Annotated in this window: 1 protein-coding gene; it reads left to right on the forward strand. The window is 40.7% G+C overall.

All coding sequences use genetic code 11. The features are described from left to right. Nucleotides 1-52 precede the first annotated feature (52 nt). Nucleotides 53-20,740: an amino acid adenylation domain-containing protein gene (locus tag MKX63_RS18775; protein ID WP_341019210.1), complete on the forward strand. Its 20,688-nt coding sequence runs from the start codon at nt 53-55 to the stop codon at nt 20,738-20,740. The last annotated feature ends 3 nt before the right edge of the window (nt 20,741-20,743 follow it).

Here is a 20,743-nt window from a genome sequence, read left to right on the forward strand (position 1 = left end):
AACTGATAAAAGGCTGATGATAAAACTACATTTAAATGCAAAGGAGAAGAGTATGAAAGATACAACTACATTTATACAGCTGTTACAAACTCGCGCTAAAAATAGTAACAAAGGTATTACCTATATATCAGGTGATAAAGAAGAAGTATATGAAGCGTACACAGAATTGTATCAACATTCGTTGAAGGTTCTCTATCAATTGCAGGCTAAGGGACTTAAACCTGGGGATGAACTGATTCTGCAGATTGAAGATAACCAGACATTCTTATGGTTCTTTTGGGGAGCAATTTTAGGTGGAATTGTTCCTGTGCCTATAAGCATTGGCAATAATAATGAACACCGAATGAAACTACTTAAAGTGTGGGATGTATTATTACATCCTTATATGGTTACAGAAAAAAAGGCTTTTGATAACCTTTGTAAATATGCGCAAGAAGTTGGTTTGGATAAAAAAATGATTTCTGTCACGAAAAAAACGATGACTATGGACCAAATGGTTAGCATAGGAGAGAACGATGGAATAGTTCATGCTGCAAATTCTGATGATGTGGCATTTATTCAGTTTTCTTCAGGCTCAACAGGCGATCCAAAAGGCGTAATACTGACTCACAGGAATTTGCTTGTGAATATTAGGGCAATTGCTAAGAATTCTGGCGTGCAACCAGAAGATTCGTACTTATCGTGGCTGCCCCTCACACATGATATGGGGATGATTGGTTTCCATTTAAAAAGCATGTGGGCTGAAATTCAACAGTATATCATGCCGACTTCATTATTTATCCGTAAACCTTCAATTTGGATAAAGAAAACCTCAGAGCATAAGATAACCTATCTGTGTTCCCCGAATTTCGGGTATAAATTTTTCTTGGGGCATTATAAACGTGAACAAGCAGCGGATTGGGATTTGTCACATGTGAAATTTATTTACAATGGCGCTGAACCAATATCAGCCGAATTATGCGACTTGTTTTTAGATGAATTGGGCAAATACGGTCTGAAGCGTAATACTATGCACACAGTATACGGATTAGCAGAAGCCTCAGTAGGAGTATCTATAAAGAGATCTACGGATGAGTTCGCTAGGTTGCATCTTTTACGGGATTCTCTCTATGTAGGTGGACAGGTGGCGGAATTAGAGGAACCTAGTAGTCAGACCGTTACTTTTGTTAAAGTGGGATTCCCGATTGATGATTGTCAGGTTAGAATTTGTGATTCTAGTAATATTTCAGTTCCCGATGATATCATTGGACATATTCAGATTAAAGGTTTGAATGTTATGTCCAGTTACTATAACAATCCGACGGCAACCGAAAAGGTATTTACTTTTGACGGGTGGTTATTAACAGGTGATTTGGGTTTTATGCGCGGAGGGGAACTTGTCATTACTGGGCGAGAGAAGGATATATTGTTTGTAAACGGACAGAATATATATCCGCATGATATTGAAAGAGTTGCCGAACAAGTAGAGGGGATTGAACTCGGTAAAATAGCTGTATCTAGTGTTTATAATGAACTGACTCAACAAGATGATATTATTATCTTTGTCGTACATACGAAGTCTCCTGAATTATTTTTACCATTAATTAAGAAGTTAAAGCTTCACTTGAATTTATATGGCGGTTGGAACGTGAAGGATGTTGTACCTATCCGCCGTATTCCAAAGACAACAAGTGGTAAGGTGCAAAGATACAAATTAGCTAAGGATTTTAAGGAAGGCGAATATAGTGAAGTGCTAGAGAAGCTTGCCAAGCTAAGTCAGCAGGAGCTGCACGAGAGAGGTTCTATACTTCCCAAAAATAAAGTTGAAGAAAAATTACTTACTATTTGCAGAGAGTTTATACATAGTAAAGAAATCGGAATTGAAGATAGTTATTTTGATGTTGGAGCCAGTTCATTACAGTTAGTGCAGATTGCTAAAAAAATTGAGCAGGAGTTTGATATCCAGATTTCTGTTTCTGACTTATTCTCTTATCCAAACATTAATAAATTATCTGAATTTATTATTGAGGGAGAGAAAAGCGAGTCAGAGACAGCACTAAAGATAGAGGAGCATTCATCTGACAACCAGTCAGAAGAATTTACTGAACATGATATAGCGATTATTGGTGTTTCAGGTAAATATCCTATGTCCAAAAATTTGCAAGAATACTGGGCTAACTTAACTACCGGCCAAGACTGTATCCGGAGTATGAATTCGCTGCGTCAGCAAGATGCCGATTATTTCTTGTCCCACATAAATATGGAAGGCCGCGATCTTAGTTTTGCAGAAGGCGGATATTTGGATGAGATCGACAAGTTCGATTATTCATTCTTTAGAATAACCCCGAAGGAAGCAAGCTTAATGGATCCCAATCAACGTTTATTTCTTCAAACGGCGTGGAGTGTGATTGAGGATGCAGGTTATAGTGGAGAAGATTTGAAGGAGCGTAAAGTAGGGGTGTATGTCGGTTATTCTAAGTCGAGCTTTGAGTACGAAAGACTGCTTACAGAAGTAATACCTGGTCAGCTTCCGAACTTTGGAATGGGGAATCTGGCATCAATTATTCCAAGCCGGATATCATATTTGCTTGACTTGAAAGGTCCTGCAATAACTGTCGATACTGCATGTTCTTCATCCCTTGTGGCATTACATACGGCATGTCAGGCTATTAGAGGCGGAGATTGTGAAATGGCGATAGTTGGCGGGGTGAAGACAATTATTCTTCCCGTAAAAGCCGGCATAGGAATGGAATCTTCGGACGATCGCGCTCGTGCATTCGATGATAGTTCGGATGGTACCGGTTGGGGAGAAGGCGTGGGGGCAGTTATGTTAAAACCACTTCATCAAGCTCAGTTAGACAGGGACAACATACATGCTGTGATTAAGGGAAGCGCTATAAATCAAGATGGAAGAACTGCTGGTATAACTGCTCCAAGTGCTTCCGCACAAGCAGATGTAATTTTACAAGCTTGGAAAGATGCTCGAATTGATCCTACAACAATCAGTTATATTGAGGCGCACGGTACAGGTACTAAACTTGGCGATCCAATAGAGGTTGACGGAATCCAAAAAGCGTTTCGTTACAGAAATATTACTAATAAGCAATTCGTTGGATTGGGATCTGTCAAATCCAATATTGGTCATCTATACGAAGCTGCCGGTATAGCTAGTTTGCTGAAGACAGTAATGGCACTGAAGTATAAACAACTCCCGCCATTAATCCATTTTGAAAAACCAAACCGTAACATTATTTTTGAAGAATCCCCAGTTTATTTGAATACAAAATTATCACATTGGAAGACACAAGCGGGTGTACCCCGCCGTGTTGGGGTAAGCTCTTTTGGTTTTAGCGGAACAAATTCCCATGTAATTGTGGAAGAGTATATTCGAACTACAGGCCCAATAAACAGAGATGTTGGGAAGCCCTATATAATTACAATGTCAGCGAAGTCAGAGGTTGCGTTAAAGGAACTAGCAGGACAATATCTTCAAATGATTCAAGATGCTAACTGGGGAGATACACCATTTCGTGATATTTGCTACACAGCTGCAACCGGAAGAGTGCACTGGGCGCACCGACTGGCAATTATCGCTTCGGATATCGAGGAACTTCGTCAAGAATTAGTACAGCTAAATACGCTTGGACCTTCGGGAAATTCGGTTTTTGCAGGAGTGCATCGTGTAACCTTTGAACCTGATAGAGAACGAATTAATGGAGAATTGAGCCAACAGGATATTGAAGAAATGAATGAACAAGTCTCATTACTCTTAGATGGCTTATATGAATCAGAGCCATCAGTTATTGAGGGGAAGTTGCGTAAACTCAGTGAGTTATATGTACAAGGTGCACGAGTTGATTGGAGACTTCTTTATGAAAAGGAGTTGTGCTACAAAGTTTCGTTACCCACATATCCGTTTGAGCGCAGACGTTGTTGGATCGATTATAACGTTCATTCTTTGAGTTCCGAAATCAATAGAACTGTCAATTGTCGTACGATCAGGAGGGAGGAACAAATTGTCATGAGTGTCAAGCAGGCAAATGAAAGTCGGTCCGCACAAACGAGGGACAATATACTTGAAACATTAAAACTGATGATCCAAAATGTTTCGCAGTTAGAGATAGGTGAAATCAATGAGCATACTCACTTCATAGAAATGGGTCTGGATTCTATCCATTTAATGCAGGTTATGCAAAAAATCAAAGATAAGTATCATCTAAATATCCCGATGAATATTTTTTTTGAATCACTAACTACGATTAATAATCTTGCTGAATATATTCAAACACAAATTCCGGAAGAACAGACTGTAGAGGGATCATCTGTTGGTGCCGGACTTCATCAGAGCTTGCCGCAACAACAATCGAATTTAGTTGCTCCAGAAGTGAGGGCCGAATTAATAAATGTATCTGCACATGCAACAGCCACTGCATCAGATTTTCCTAGATTAACTGGAGGTTCGTCGGTAGAACGAATTCTTGAAGAACAGCTTCATCTTATGTCACGGCAGCTTGATATTTTGCAGCAAAGGCCCCATAACAACGAAAGTGACACAAAGAAACTGACTCATTTTAGCGGAGGATCCAATAGTGGGATTGTCAACGAAAAAACCACTCCAGAATACGGTTTAGGGAAGTTACATACGGAGAAGAAGGAGCCGGCAGGAGAACGGCCGTTTTCTCCATACACGCAAATTAATGTCAATGCTAGAGAGCAATTGACACATAGACAGGAAGAACATATTGGTCAACTGATCGAACGATATACAGCTAAAACTAAAAAAACTAAAGAATATACCCAGCAGTATCGCTATGTATACGCAAATAATCGGAATGTTGCCGGTTTTCGCCCACTTTTAAAGGAGATGGTGTATCAACTCATATCGACAAGAGGGCAAGGCTCAAAAGTATGGGACTTAGATGGAAATGAATACATTGATTTTACAATGGGATTTGGTGTTAACTTTTTTGGTCATGGCCCATCATTTATCCAGAGCGTCTTGTTAAAAGAAATAGAAATCGGGATGTGTATCGGCCCCATGTCCAATTTGGCAGGGAATGTCGCCGAGGCTATCTGTCAGTTAACGGGCGTTGAACGAGTAGCGTTTTACAATTCTGGGACAGAAGCGATTATGGTTGCTTTACGGCTGGCGCGGGCAGGAACGGGAAGGTCCAAGGTTGTTATTTTTGCGGGGTCGTACCACGGCACATATGATGGAGTGTTGGCATTAGCAGGAGATAACAATCAAGCCATACAGATGGCACCAGGCACGCTAGCCAATATGGTAAAAGATGTTGTTGTATTGAATTATGGGAGTAAACAATCTCTTGAATATATCCGTGATCATGCCAATGAGTTGGCCGCTGTTTTGGTAGAACCGGTACAGAGTCGCAGACCTGACCTACAACCAAAGGGATTTTTGAAGGAGGTACGTGAAATAACGGCTAAATCCGGTACCGCTTTAATTTTTGATGAAGTCATTACTGGGTTCCGAATTCATCCAGGCGGTGCTCAAGCTTGGTTTGGAATTCGTGCGGACCTAGTAACTTACGGAAAAATTATTGGTGGAGGACTACCAATAGGGATTGTTGCAGGAAAATCCCATTTCATGGACTCTATCGATGGCGGAACTTGGAGGTTTGGCGATAATTCTTATCCTCAAAACGAAAATCGTAGGGTATTTGTGGCCGGAACATTCTGTCACCATCCATTAGCTATGGCTGCTGCCTCGGCGGTTTTAAATGAGATTAGAAGCCAGGGTGATAAGTTACATGTGAGTTTAAATGAACGGACCACTGGATTAGCGAACGCATTGAACCATTATTTCGAATCTGAGCATGTGCCAATTAAAGTAGTCCATTTTGGTTCGCTTTTCCGCTTCGTGTTGAAGGGTGATTTGGAGCTCTTCTTTTATCACCTGCTTTATAAAGGTATTTATATTTGGGAGGGACGTAATTGTTTTCTCTCTACAGCTCATTCTGATGATGATATCCATCGATTTATTGAAGTTGTAAAAGAAACTGTAGAAGAACTTAGAGATGGCGGGTTCTTACCTCAGCCACCAGAACCAAACGGTCCAGGCGGGACACTTATATCATCCAGAACTGTGTATGAAATGAACCACAATATCTCCAGCAACCCCACAGCATTAAAATTGCTAAGTGAGAATAAGTTTAATCTCTCTAGTGAACAAAAACAGATGTGGATAGCAACTCAGACTTCAGAGCAACTGAATTTAGCGTTTAATCAAACAATTACGCTCAAAATGACTGGCCCTCTACAACTTGACAAGTTACAAAAAGCGGTGCAAATACTTGCAGAACGACATGAAGCACTTAGAACAGTAATAGATGAGACAGGTGATGTTCAACTCGTATTGCCTTTCGTTCAAATTGATATTCCCATATCTTACATGAGTGGTCTGGATAAAGAAACCTGGGTTCAGCAATGGCTCAAAGAAGAAGCAGGGCGTCCATTTACTCTTGACTCACTCACTCCTTTATTTCGTCTTAACTTGCTGCAAATAGCTGTTGATGAAGTAATTACAGTCGTAACAATGCATCATCTTTTAATAGATGGTTGGTCAATTAGTGTATTTATCGCAGAACTAGAGCAGGTTTATTCGGCGCTGTGTAAAGAGGAACAGTGGTCGCTGCCCCCAACGGCTCAATTCAATGATTTTTTGGCATGGCAGCAAGAAAGAAACAATTCCCCGGAAATGGCAGAAGCTGTTCAGTACTGGGGAGATAAGCTGGAAAGTGCAATACCGGCAATTCAATATCCAACCACAGATATACTTACCAAACCTGCCTACCGTGGAGACCGAATTACACATACTATAGATCCTTTATTATCTTCTAAGTTAAAAGCATTAAGTATCAGATTTAAAAACAGCTTGTTTGTAACAATGTTGGGATCATTTCAATTATTTCAACACTATTTAACCAGTCGGAAGCATTTTGTCATCGGAATTCCGACGGCCGGACAAGCACAGACAGGCAATTACTCCATGATTGGAAATTGTGTCAACCTTTTGCCGGCTATCACTGAAATTGAAGGTCATGAAACTATAGAGCAATTCTTTTCCAATGTGAAAGCGGGCATGAATGCAATAGATCGATATCAATCGTTCCCATTTTCATATGTGAGTGAGCAACTTATCAATCTTCCTGTCTATAACATTGTATTTAATATGGATAGACCGCTCAAAGGCTTAAAGTTTCATGGACTTGAAACGGAAATAATTGCAACTCCGGTTAAGTACATGAATTATGATTTATTTCTAAATGTTACAGAATTAAATGGAAATCTCCGGCTAGATTTCGACTTCCGTACTGATATCGCCAGACGTGAAAATATGTCTTTGTGGGTTGAATGTTATATTTATTTACTGGAATCACTTGTGAATTTAAGTTCTGACCAAATTATGATAAGTGAACTGACTCTCCTAAATAATGAGCATCTAGAAAGATTAAATGAAATTTGGAGCAGACAAGAAACTGAAGTATGCGTGATGAGCGAGTATCACCATCCTACACCAATGGGGGCGGTTGGCGAACTATACGTTCTTGATTCAAAAGAACATAGATGGAATAGCACTGGAAAGCTGGCTATGAGTACCTTTAGTGAAGGAATAACAATATGGGGCCGATTAGAGCGAATTGTCTGCATACAACAGTATTATGTAAGTCTCGATCAAATAGAGAGGACTTTGATTGAAATATCCCCAATAACTGCATGTGCGGTTGTCTTACATAACGATTCACATCTTTTAGTCTATATTGAAAATAATGCAGCATTAATTGATGAGAATAAATTGAAAGAAATTTGGAATGAAAATATGCCGAATTATGCTCTGCCGAAGTCGATAGTAGTAGTGGATAAATTGCCTAGGAACGTAGAAGGGGAGGTTGATTATTCTTTACTGCCTGATCCGGGTGACTTGAATATTGCTGCTTCCGAATTTATTAAAGCTGAGGGTGAACTGGAATTTCAACTTCTGGAAATTTGGAAGGATGTTCTCAAGACAAGTCAAGTTGGAGTATTGGATAATTTCTTTGAAATTGGCGGTCATTCGCTACAGGCTATGGTTGTATTAGCGCGTATCTCTAAAGAACTAGGTGTTACAATTCCGTTACGACAGATTTTCAGTACACCAAATGTTCGAATGATCGCTAAATATGTTAGCGAACAATTGGAGACAGGCGAGGTTATGTATAGCGAGCTCACTCCAATAGATCGCCAAGACCTGTACCCAGTATCCTCTGCGCAAAAACGTATGTACATTATGCATCAGTTCGATGGCAATGGAATTACCTACAATATATCTGGAATGTTAAAGTTAACAGGTCCTTTAGAGAAGCGGCGACTAGAGGATGCCTTTGCAGCTCTTGTGCAAAGACATGATGCAATGCGAACCTCATTTATAGAAACAGAAGAGGGTGTAATGCAGCGCATTGATGAAGAAGTGCAGTTCTCAATCCAAGATATTTTAGGCAACGTAGATAACTCTGAGGAAAGTATAGAATCGTTTGTTCGTCCGTTTGATTTAGGGTTAGCCCCGCTCATTCGTATCGGATTAATGGAAAGGGGTGAACAAGAACATATATTGCTTATGGACATGCATCATATAATCGCCGATGGAATTTCTGTCAGACTGCTTCTTCAGGAGTTTGCCGCGTTGTATGAAGGTAGAAATCTTCCTGATCTTCGGGTGCAATATAAGGATTATTCGGCTTGGCACAATGAGTGGATAGGTACAGAAGCCTACGCTTCTCAGGAAAACTATTGGGTCGAGCAGTTTGAAAATGGAGCCACAACCCTGTTAGATCTTCCTTATGATCATCCTCGTCCAGCAATACAAAATTTCAAAGGAGACGTTCTCTACTTTTCTGTTGAGGGCGAATTGAAAGAACAATTGCAAAAGCTAGCAAACGACAATGGTGTGACGATGTATATGGTGCTACTTGCGGCTTACTTTACATTATTGTATAAATACAATTGTCAAGAAGAGATCGTGATTGGCACTCCAGTTGCCGGGCGAAATCATCCTGATAGCGAAAATATGGTAGGCGTATTTATCAATACGCTGACTTTAAATTGCTCTATTGATGGGTCTATGAATTTCCTTGACTTCTTGGAACAGGTTAAAAGGACGGTTTTGTCGGCATTTGATTCCCAAGAGTATCCTTTCGAGGCATTGGTGGAAAGGTTAGACATTTCGCGAGATTTAAGCCGTAATCCACTGTTCGATACTATGTTTAGTTATACAAAGGATTCAGACACATTTCAGGCGGGTGAACTTTTCTGCACTATTGAGGAAGCGAAAAATAAGATTTCGATGTTTGATTTGACGCTGGAAACTACTGAATGTGATAGTAAACTTAACTTTAAGTTTGAGTATGCGGTAAGCCTATGGAAGCAATCGACGATTGAACGAATGTCAGGCCATTACCTTGAATTATTGAAAGAAATTGTAGTTAGGCCAGATGCTGCACTAAAGCAGTTGAATTTACTGACGGCCTGTGAGAAGACGCAACTGCTTGAAGAATTTGATGTCTACGAAGCTGCAGAAGATATCGATGTACCGTTTCATGTCTTGGTCGAGGCTCAAGTTATAAAAAAACCAAATCATACGGCAGTTGTATATCAGGATAAGCAATTGACGTATCGGGAACTCGATCATGCCGCCAACAGTCTTGCTAGAAGACTAATTGCTGAAGGAATCGGACGAGAATCTATAGTTGGTATTCTGGTGGAACGCTCGGTAGAAATAGTTGTTGCTATCCTTGCTGTATGGAAAGCGGGTGGAGCGTATGTTCCGATAGACTCTGATTATCCGGAAGACAGAATTCAGTTCATGCTGGAGGATAGCGGAGCAAAAGTTCTGATTACCAAATCGTGGTTGATAGCACCGTTAGCATCCGTGATGCAACATAGCAGGTTAGATATCCCTGTAATATGTTTGGATAATGAAAGTGCATATGATAGCGACGACTCTGCAATTCCTAACCGGAACGAGGGGCATGATCTGGCATATATTATTTATACATCAGGCACTACTGGACGTCCGAAAGGGGTAATGATCGAGCACAAAAGTCTGGTAAATACCGCTTACGCTAACAGAAGGGAATACCATTTGAATGAGTTCCCAGTGCGATTGTTACAGTTAGCCAGCTTCTCCTTTGATGTTTCTTTAGGTGATATGGCCAGAGCATTATTCAACGGTGGAACAATGGTGATTTGCCCCAAGGAAGATCGTATTGATCCTATACGATTATATCAGTGGATTTACGATTGGAAGATTACCTTATTAGAGTCGCCACCTGCTCTAGTTGTACCATTTATGAGTTACATTGCTGATCAGGACCTTGCAATTGATTGGTTAAAATTAATAGTTGTAAGTTCTGATGCATGCAGCGTTAGTGATTATTGGAAATTACATCAGCAATTCGGTACATCCATACGTATTATTAATAGTTATGGAGTTACTGAAGCGGCTATAGATACTAGCATATATGACGAACCTCTTGAGTTGCTTCCACAGACCGGAAGTGTTCCTATTGGAAAAGCTACTTTTAATGCTCGATTTTATATTCTGGATTCATCATTTAATCCAGTTCCAATCGGTATTCCTGGTGAGTTGTGTATTGGAGGTCCAGGTGTCGCAAGGGGGTATTTGAATCGGACCGAGCTGAACAATGATAAGTTCTTATTGAACCCGTTTGTTTCTGGGGAACGGCTATATCGTACAGGAGATCTAGCCCGTTGGATGCCAGATGGAAACGTTGACTTTATTGGGCGAATGGATCATCAGGTTAAAATTAAAGGATATCGCATTGAACTTGGTGAAATTGAGGCAAGTCTTCTAAAACTGAATCAGGTGAAAGAAGCGGTAGTAATTCCGGGTACAGACAATGCGGGCAGCAATTATTTGTGTGCTTATGTAGTACTTAGTCCCGGATTTGATAATATGGTAATGTCTGTGCTTCATGATGAACTTGCAAGCCAATTACCGCTTTATATGGTTCCTTCATATTTTGTTATCTTGGAAGCCATGCCGTTAAGTCCCAATGGAAAGATTGATCGAAAAAGATTACCTTCTTCTACTCGTGAAAATACAATCTTATCTGCTAACTATATTGCGCCTCGTAACCAAATTGAAGAAGCAGTGGTAACAGTGTGGAAATCTGTACTTGTAATCCCAATCATTGGTATAAAAGATAATTTCTTCACATTAGGTGGCGACTCCATAAAATCACTTCAAGTTGTATCACGCTTACTACAAGCGGGTTATAAACTAGAAATGAAATATTTGTTTCAGTATCCAACTGTAGCGGCCCTCATGCCATTTATTCAATTGGTATCTAAAAAAGTCGATCAGAGAGAAGTGAAGGGTGTAATACAAATTTCACCAATTATTTCCATGTTTGCTGGGCTAGATTCTGTTAATAAACATCATTATAATCAGGCAATCGTCCTTTATAACGAAAAAGGTTTTGACATAGAAGTACTTGAACAAGTAATGTCAGCCATTATTGTCCATCATGATGCGCTTAGACTAGTGCTTCGCGAAACTGAGGAGGGTTTTGTAGCATGGAACCGCGGTGTGAGCGAGGGAGAATTATATACGATTGAAGTTCATGATCTTGAAGGGATCAGAGATGAGATTACGCTTGCAGAGATAATAGAAACTAAAGCAACCCATATTCAAAAATCTATGGATTTAACAAATGGACCGTTAGTGAAATTAGGGTTATTCCGTTGTTGGGATGGCGACCATTTATTGATAGCAATTCACCATCTTGCAGTAGACGGAGTTTCATGGCGAATTATTTTTGAAGATTTAGGAACGGCGTATGGTCAAGCATTGAACGGAGATCCAATTCGTATCCCGATAAAATCTGATTCATTTCAATTGTGGGCGGCGAAGATTACGGAATATTCAGATCACTTCAACACTAAGCGAGATTTCGAATACTGGAAAGAAATTAATGACAGCTCCTTCATCCCGCTGCCGCGAGATTTCATGTGTGATCAACCACTGAATCACGAGACTGACACGGTAACTCTCTCATGGTCGGAAGATGATACAGAAGCATTACTGAAACAGGCACATCAAGCTTACAATACTGAAGTTAATGACATATTGCTTGCAGTATTAGGAAGAGCATTAACCTCGTGGTCCGGTCTGGAACGGGTCTGTGTGAACATGGAAGGTCATGGGCGGGAGGCAATTATTCCTGATATTGATATCACCCGTACTATAGGTTGGTTTACATCTATGTATCCAGTTGTGCTTGAAGCCCCGCGCAATGAAAATTTGGGGGACTATATTAAATTAACAAAAGAAAACTTACGATCTATTCCGCTAAAAGGAATTGGATATGGAATTTGGAGGTATTTGGCTAATCATTCCGAGGACTATAATTTCTTTTTCAATCCTGAAATAAGCTTTAACTATCTAGGACAGTTTGATCAGGATATTGAAGGAAGCGGGTTAAAAGAGTCGCGTTTCGCAACAGGTGAAACAATCAGTAGAGATTCACCGATTGAATTTGTTCTTGATATTAACGGTATGATTAGGAATGGTCAGTTAACGCTGACGATTGATTATAGCAAACAGCATTACTATCGAGAAACGATTGAGCGTCTTGCCAGCGAACTGCATAAGAGTCTGCAAGAAATTGTGATGCATTGCGTGTCTAAAGGTTACTCTGAACTTACACCAAGTGATGTAGCAATGAGTGGGTTATCGCTGGAGGAATTAGAACTGCTGACTGAAAATACAAAGCAAATTGGAGAATTGGAAAACGTTTATCTACTGACACCTATGCAAAAAGGAATGTTATTCCATCATTTGATGAATTCTCAGTCAGGATCTTACTTTGAACAAATGAGTATGGATATATCCGGACATTTGGATCTTACACTATTTGAAAAAAGCTTTAATAGTCTGCTACAACGGCATGATATATTACGAACCAGTTTTATTACGGGCTTTAAAAGTGAAGCTGTGCAAGCAGTATTTAAAAATCGTCAAATCACATTGCATTACAAAGATATCGGCACCTTATCTGAAACTGAACGTCTGAACTACATTGCTCGATATGAAGATGAGGACAAGAAGAAAGGTGTTGATTTGTCCAGTGATTCTCTCATGCGGTTAGGTGTACTACAAACTGGTGAAAAAACTTACCATCTTGCGCTGAGTTATCATCACATATTAATGGACGGTTGGTGTATTGGCATTGTCATGAAAGAGTTAATGGACCATTACCGTTGTTTTCGTAACGATAGACAGCTGGAACTTCCAAGCGCAATTCCATTTAGCCGCTACATTAAATGGCTGAATGAACAAGATAATGAAGAAGCATTGAATTATTGGAAGTCCTATTTAAGCGGTTATGAGGAGCAGGCGAGCTTACCTTCAAAGAATAAAAGAAAGAGTAATGAGTTTAGCCCTGGGGAACTAAGTTTTACTCTGAGTGAGTCTGATACCAGCAAGCTCAAAGCTACGGCAGACCAATATATGGTCACAATGAGTAACTTATTTTTAGCAGCATGGGGTCTTGTACTTGGACGTTACAACCAAACTGATGATGTTGTGGTAGGTAACGTAGTTTCCGGCCGCCCTTCAGAAATTCCTGATGTCGAGCGAATGGTGGGTCTGTTCATAAATACAGTTCCTGTAAGAGTTAAATTATCTGAAAAGGATACTTTCGCGGATTTGATGGGAAAAGTACAGCACGACTCATTAAATTCACAAAATCATAATTATTGCTCGTTGGTTGATATTCAGGGATTATCCTCTTTAAAGCATAATTTGTTTGATCACATTGTTGTATTTGAGAATTACCCTCTTGAGAACGTAATTGATTCAACTGACACTGATCTTGGATTTGAGATAATGCAAGCCAGTTTATCCGAGCAGACAAACTATGATTTCAATTTGAGTGTGGAAACTGGAAAAAACATGAAGGTGACTATTTCTTACAATCGAAATGTATATGCAGAGAAGACGGTCCAACGGATCAAAGGTCACTTGCACTCTGTGCTTACTCAGGTTTCGTTTAAGACTGACATGCCGATCGAATCATTCGATTTACTTACTGCTGAAGAACGAGTTCAGTTGTTAAAGATGTCATTAGGTCCAGTTGCTCAGCGGACAGAGGATACTTTTCACCGTTTGTTCGAACTTCAAGCATCTCTCACACCGAATGTAACTGCGGTTACATTTAATGGAGTATCGCTATCCTATCGTGAACTGAACGAACGTGTGAATGTGCTGGCAAGATTGTTAAGAGACGGTGGGGTGGGACGGGAGAATCTTGTAGCTATTCTGGTAAATCGGTCGGCTGCGATGGTTGTGGCCGCTCTTGCTGTAATGAAAGCCGGAGGTGCTTACGTACCCATTGATCCAGCGTACCCGCAGGAACGTATTTTGTACATGCTCTGTGACAGTGATGTGAACATCTTATTGTCGCAACCAGGACTGCTAAAGCAGCAATTCGGTGGAGTGGAAATTGATGTGACGCCATTTTCTGAAGAATCTGAAAAATGGATAGAATGGCAAGATAAAAGGAAGCAAGATCTTGAACTCTCAGATAATGCTTGGCTACTGGGCATGTCAAATCTGGAACATGTGAATGAGATATCTGATCTAGCGTATGTAATTTATACATCCGGAACTACGGGGAATGCTAAGGGAGTTTTGATTGAGCATCGGAGCTTTGTAAACACAGGGTGGAGCTTCCGTTACGATCATCGTTTGTGTGAATTTAATGTGATACTCCTGCAGTTAGCCAGTTACTCTTTTGACGTATTTGCAGGTGATATGGCTCGTACCTTTTTAAATGGAGGTACGATGGTAATTTGTCCGCAGGAAGTAAGGAGAGACCCGGCTGATTTGGCCAGATTTATTGCTGAATATAAGATTACGGTAATGGAATCAACGCCTGCACTAATTGTTCCATTAATGCAGTATATTTACGAGAGATCCCTGGACATTAGCAGTCTAAAACTATTAATCACGGGCTCAGATAGCTACAGTGTTGAGGATTACCGCAATCTGCTCCTGCGTTTCAATAAACAGTTCCGTATCATTAGCACCTACGGTGTAACAGAAGCCTCTATTGACTCAAGCTTCTACGAACCTTCTTTTGAACAGCTTCCTGAATACGGAAGTGTTCCAATCGGAAGACCCCTTAGCAATCAACGGTTTTATATTGTCGATGCTAAGCTTCAATTAGTTCCGGTTGGCACACTCGGAGAATTATGTATAGCAGGCACTGGTGTTGCTCGCGGTTATCTGGGAAGAGCACAATTGACGTCGGAAAAATTTGTAGAGTGCCCATTTGAACCTGGAAGCCTCATGTATCGGACTGGTGATTTGGCGAGATGGCTTCCGGATGGAACTGTTGATTTTGTGGGTCGGCTTGATTACCAGGTGAAGATACGAGGATATCGAATTGAACTTGGTGAAATTGAATCGGAGTTACTTAAGTTTAAGCAAGTTACGCAGACGGTGGTTGTTGATCAGGTAGACAGTAATGGTCACAAATACTTATGCGCATACGTGGTCTTAACTGAAGGGGAAGTTCTTGATATTAATTTATTCCGTAAAAGTCTTTCGGGACGTTTACCTGACTTCATGATACCTACTCAGTTCATGCAACTGGATGCTATACCCATTACGCCTAATGGAAAAATTAATCGCAATACATTACCAGAACCTGTGGGCAACCTATTGGCATCTTCTATCTATACTGCACCACGTAATTTAACAGAGGCTGTTCTTACGAGGATTTGGCAGGAGACACTTGGTCTGACGCAAGTTGGAGTTGACGATAATTTTTTTGATCTGGGCGGACATTCGCTGAAGGCCATGCTCCTCTTAAATCACATAGCTAAAGACTTTTGTATCGAGTTGGCGTTACGAGATATATTTGCTTTACCGACAGTCCGTCAATTGGCAGAAGTCATTGTGCAAACGGAGAAGAGTGAATATGCAATGATTGAAACGGTTGCGGAAGAGATGATCTATCCTGTCTCTTCTGCCCAAAAAAGGCTATTCGTTATTCATCAACTGGATACAGCAAGCACAGCGTATAACATGTGCGCAGCACTGTTAATTGATGGGCCAATCGACAGAAACAAAATGGCGGAAGTATTCAATCAAATGATTATACGCCACGAATCACTCCGTACCTCTTTTGAGCTAAATGAGGGTCAGCCTGTACAGCGAGTGCATAAAAATGTCCATTTTGAGCTCAACTATACTGAATTGGATGCTGCAATGGTTAGTGAATCTGCTGTTGCAGTAACAAATGGGCATCAAATGGTTGGCAAGGAAAACCAAATGGAGACATTTTACAAATGGATGGTTGATCCATTTATTCGTCCGTTTGATTTATCTGAAGCATCGCTTTTCCGCTCAGAGCTAATTAAGATAACCTCGAAACAACACATTCTGCTTGTTGACATGCATCACATTATTACAGATGGAATGTCTGTCGAAGTGTTTGTAGAGGAATTCAGTCAATTGTACGCAGGAAATACGTTGGAGCCTTTACGTATTCAGTACAAAGATTACGCTGTTTGGCACAACAACTTCCTCAAGCAGGAACGTATGAGACAACAAGGGGCATTCTGGATAGATCAGTTTGGCGCAGAAATACCAATGTTGAACATGCCCACAGATTACATGCGACCTCGAGTACAAAGTTATGAGGGAGACCAAGTCTCATTTGAACTGGAAGCAAACATGGTTAGGAAGTTGCACCAGTTATGTTCGGACACAGGCTCAACGCTATTTATGGTGCTTTTTGCAGCGTATAATGTTCTGCTACACAAATATACTGGACAAGATGACATTATAATAGGCATTCCAGTTGCAGGAAGACCACATAATGATCTCCAGCAACTTATAGGTATGTTTGTTAATACGTTAGCACTTCGCAATTTTCCGGAAAAAGAAAAGACATTGTCCCAATTTCTGAACGAAATTAAAGAACACTCTCTACAAGCCTTTGAGAATCAAGAATATCCGTTTGAAGAATTGTTACAGCATCTTCAAATTCGTCGTGACTCTAGCCGGAATCCATTGTTTGACACCATGTTCGTTCTGCAAAACACAGGTATGAAGCAGATTCAAGTGGAAGGTGCAACCTTTAAACCTTTTGATTTTGCAATGGGAATATCCAAATTTGACCTTACTGTAAACGTGGAAGAGGTCGGAGATCAGCTTCTAGTAAGCTTTGAGTATTGTACCAAGTTGTATAATGCTGCAACAATTCACCGGATGTCCCGTCATTGGATTAAAATATTGGAGATGCTAGTCGATCATAGAGAAGTAAAACTAGGAGATATCGTGTTGATTTCAGAAGAAGAGAAATCTCAAATTCTGAATGAATTTAATGATACTTCTACGGAGTATCCTACAGATACGATTGTAGCCTTGTTTGAAGCAACGGTGGCTAAAGCACCTGATCGGATTGCAGTAATTTATGATGAGGAGCAGCTGACGTACGGCGAACTGAATGCACGGATCAATCAAGCAGCACGCAGATTGCAAAAATTCGGAGTAAAGCCAGATCAGATTGTACCTATTATGCTTGAGCGTTCGATAGAAATGACGGTTACGCTCTTTGCAATTATGAAAGCAGGCGGCGCGTATCTTCCTTTGGATCCGGCACTACCAGATGATCGGATTCGTTATATGTTACAGGACAGTAGTGCAAAAATTGTATTAACGCAGAAACGATTTGAAGAGAAACTTCATCAAATTTTGAGTATGGATGGAAATGAGAACGACGGAATTTCATATGGAGAAAAATATGGGATAGAAATGTTAATTGTCGATGACGCGGAAATGTATCAAGGCCAGGACAGCAATTTCCCGCTCATTGCTAGACCTGAGCATCTAGCTTATGTCCTGTATACATCAGGTACGACTGGGAATCCAAAAGGCGTTATGATAGAGCACCGCTCGATTTCAAATTTCCTAAACTGGATGCAAAAGCATTTCCCGACTGAGGAATCTGATGTTATTTTGCAGAAGGCGCCTATTTCCTTTGACGTTTCTGTCAGAGAGCAATTTTGTTGGGCTATTCAAGGGGCAAAAGTGGTTTTCCTGGTACCAGGAGGAGAAAGAGAACCGGAAGAGATCGTACAAGCTGTTTCGAAGCATGGTGTGACTTCCATTCATTTTGTACCGTCCATGTTATCGGTGTTCCTTGATCATGTAGAGACAAAACCAAGCATCATTGCTGACATGCTCGTAAGTCTGAAGCAGGTTTTTGTTGGAGGAGAGGCATTAAATGAACAACTATTAGAGAGGTTCAATTCTTTTTTATCTCGAGATGGCCGGACGAAGATTAGCAATATGTATGGTCCGACTGAAACTACAATTGATGCTTCATACTTTGACTGTGCTTCAGGTCATTCGTCTCATAATATACCGATTGGACGCCCTGTGGATAATACACAAATGTATGTAATGAACGAGCAAGGAGATTTACAACCAATAGGTGTACCAGGGGAGATTTGTATCGCCGGTGTGCAGTTGGCCAGAGGTTATCTAAACCGTGAAGATTTGACCAAAGAGAGATTCGTACCGGTTCCTTTCCATCCTCAAGCTCGTATGTATCGAACGGGAGATTTGGGACGCTGGATGCCCGATGGAAATATTGAATATCTTGGCCGGATGGACCATCAGTTAAAAATTCGCGGCTTTCGAGTCGAACTTGAGGAAATTGAGACGGCTTTACGGAGCTTTCCTGTAGTTAAGGAAGCCGTCGTGATGGATCGGGAAGACTCACAAGGCTGGAAATATTTATGTGCCTATCTGACATTACATGAAGATACAACGTTGACCATAGCAGAGATAAGAAACTATCTTGTAGTAAAATTGCCAGATTACATGATTCCCGCTCGTTTCATGCTTTTAGAACGGATGCCCCTCAGTTCAAACGGTAAAGTGAATCGGCGTGAGTTACCGCCTCCAGACAGAGAGATGGAAACTGGAAAGGCATATTCTGGGCCGGAGACTGAAATGGAGGAGCTGCTTGTTGATATATGGCAGGATGTACTTGCAATGAGACAAGTAGGGGTGGAACAGAATTTCTTTGAGCTGGGCGGTGATTCTATTAAGGCTCTGCAGATTGCTGCCCGATTGAGTGGACGCGGGTATAAGCTGGAGATCCGAGACTTATTCCAATATCCGGAGATACGTTTGCTCAGCAAATATATTAGAACTGTCGACCGAGTAATTGATCAGGGAATTGTTAGAGGAAATGTTGAACTAACCTCAATTCAACGAAGATTCTTTGAACAAACTGGTTTCGAACATCACTATAATCAATCGGTTATGTTGTCTTGGAAAAAAGGGCTGAACGAGAAGGCGCTCAGTCTTTCGCTGGACAAGCTAGTAATCCATCATGATGCTTTAAGAATGTCATTTTATGAGTATGGCGAACAGGTTACGGCGTTCAATCATGGGGTTCAATTAACTGATACGGCTAATTACTATAATCTTGATATCTTTGATTGGTCGAAGCAAACAGAAGTGGGGATAGAGCAGAAAATTGAATTCGAAGCAAATGGAATACAGGCGAAAATGAATATTGAGTCCGGACCATTAATGAGACTTGCCTTGTTTAAAACAAAAACCGCTGATCATCTTTTATTTGTAATACATCATCTTGTTGTTGACGGTGTTTCGTGGCGAATATTACTGGAAGATCTGGCTTCACTCTATGAGCAGGCGCTTCAAGGTTTTTCACTCGAGGAACTGAGTTTGCCGGAAAAGACTGACTCATACCGAGAATGGGCTTCTAGACTTAAGGAGTATTCAAGGAGCTCAAAGTTGCACCGTGAAATCGGGTATTGGAACAGCCGAGCGGAGGAAACCGCTTCTCCTTTACCAAAGGATTACGAATCTCTGTCAGGATATATAAGCGATTGCCGTGATGAGATCATTACTCTAACGGTTGAGCAGACAGATATGTTGTTGAAGAGAACACATCACGCTTATAACACGGAGGTCAATGATTTGCTGCTCACTGCCCTTGCTTCTGCAGTACAAGAATGGACTGGGAACAAAAAGGTATGGATTAGTCTTGAGGGTCATGGACGTGAAGAAATCATTCGGGAAATTGATGTTACACGAACCATAGGTTGGTTTACCTCAATTTATCCAATTAGACTTGAAAATGATAAACCTCAAGATCTTTCTTATTTGATAAAAACGACAAAAGATGAGCTTCGTAGAGTACCGAATAAAGGAGTTGGATACAGCATTCTGAAGTTCATTACGGATCGCCTATCTGCAGATGAACGGCCTTCTGAATTAACAAAGGACTGGAGGATACAACCGGAAATAAGTTTCAATTATTTAGGACAGATGGACGGAGGGAGCAATGATAACGAACAATTCACTGCTTCCAGTATCCCTACAGGCCAAGAATTTAGTTTGAATATGTCAAGGTCGCATGTATGGGATATCAATGGGTGGGTTGTAAATGATCAACTACAAATGAACTTCAACTACAGCATTTTACAGTATAAAGAGGAAACGGCCAAGCAGTTTGCTGCGTTGTTCCATAAACACCTGCTTTTAGTTATAGAGCATTGCTCAACCAAGCAGGAAACGGAGCAAAGTCCAACAGATTTTACTTATAAACAGTTGTCAATTGAGGAATTTCAGTCACTGTCCAGCCAATTAATGACGAAGGTGAAAAAAGCGAGGTCAAAGAACTAAGTC

Origin of the sequence: Paenibacillus sp. FSL R7-0179 (assembly GCF_038002265.1) — a bacterium.
Lineage (GTDB): Bacteria > Bacillota > Bacilli > Paenibacillales > Paenibacillaceae > Paenibacillus_AQ.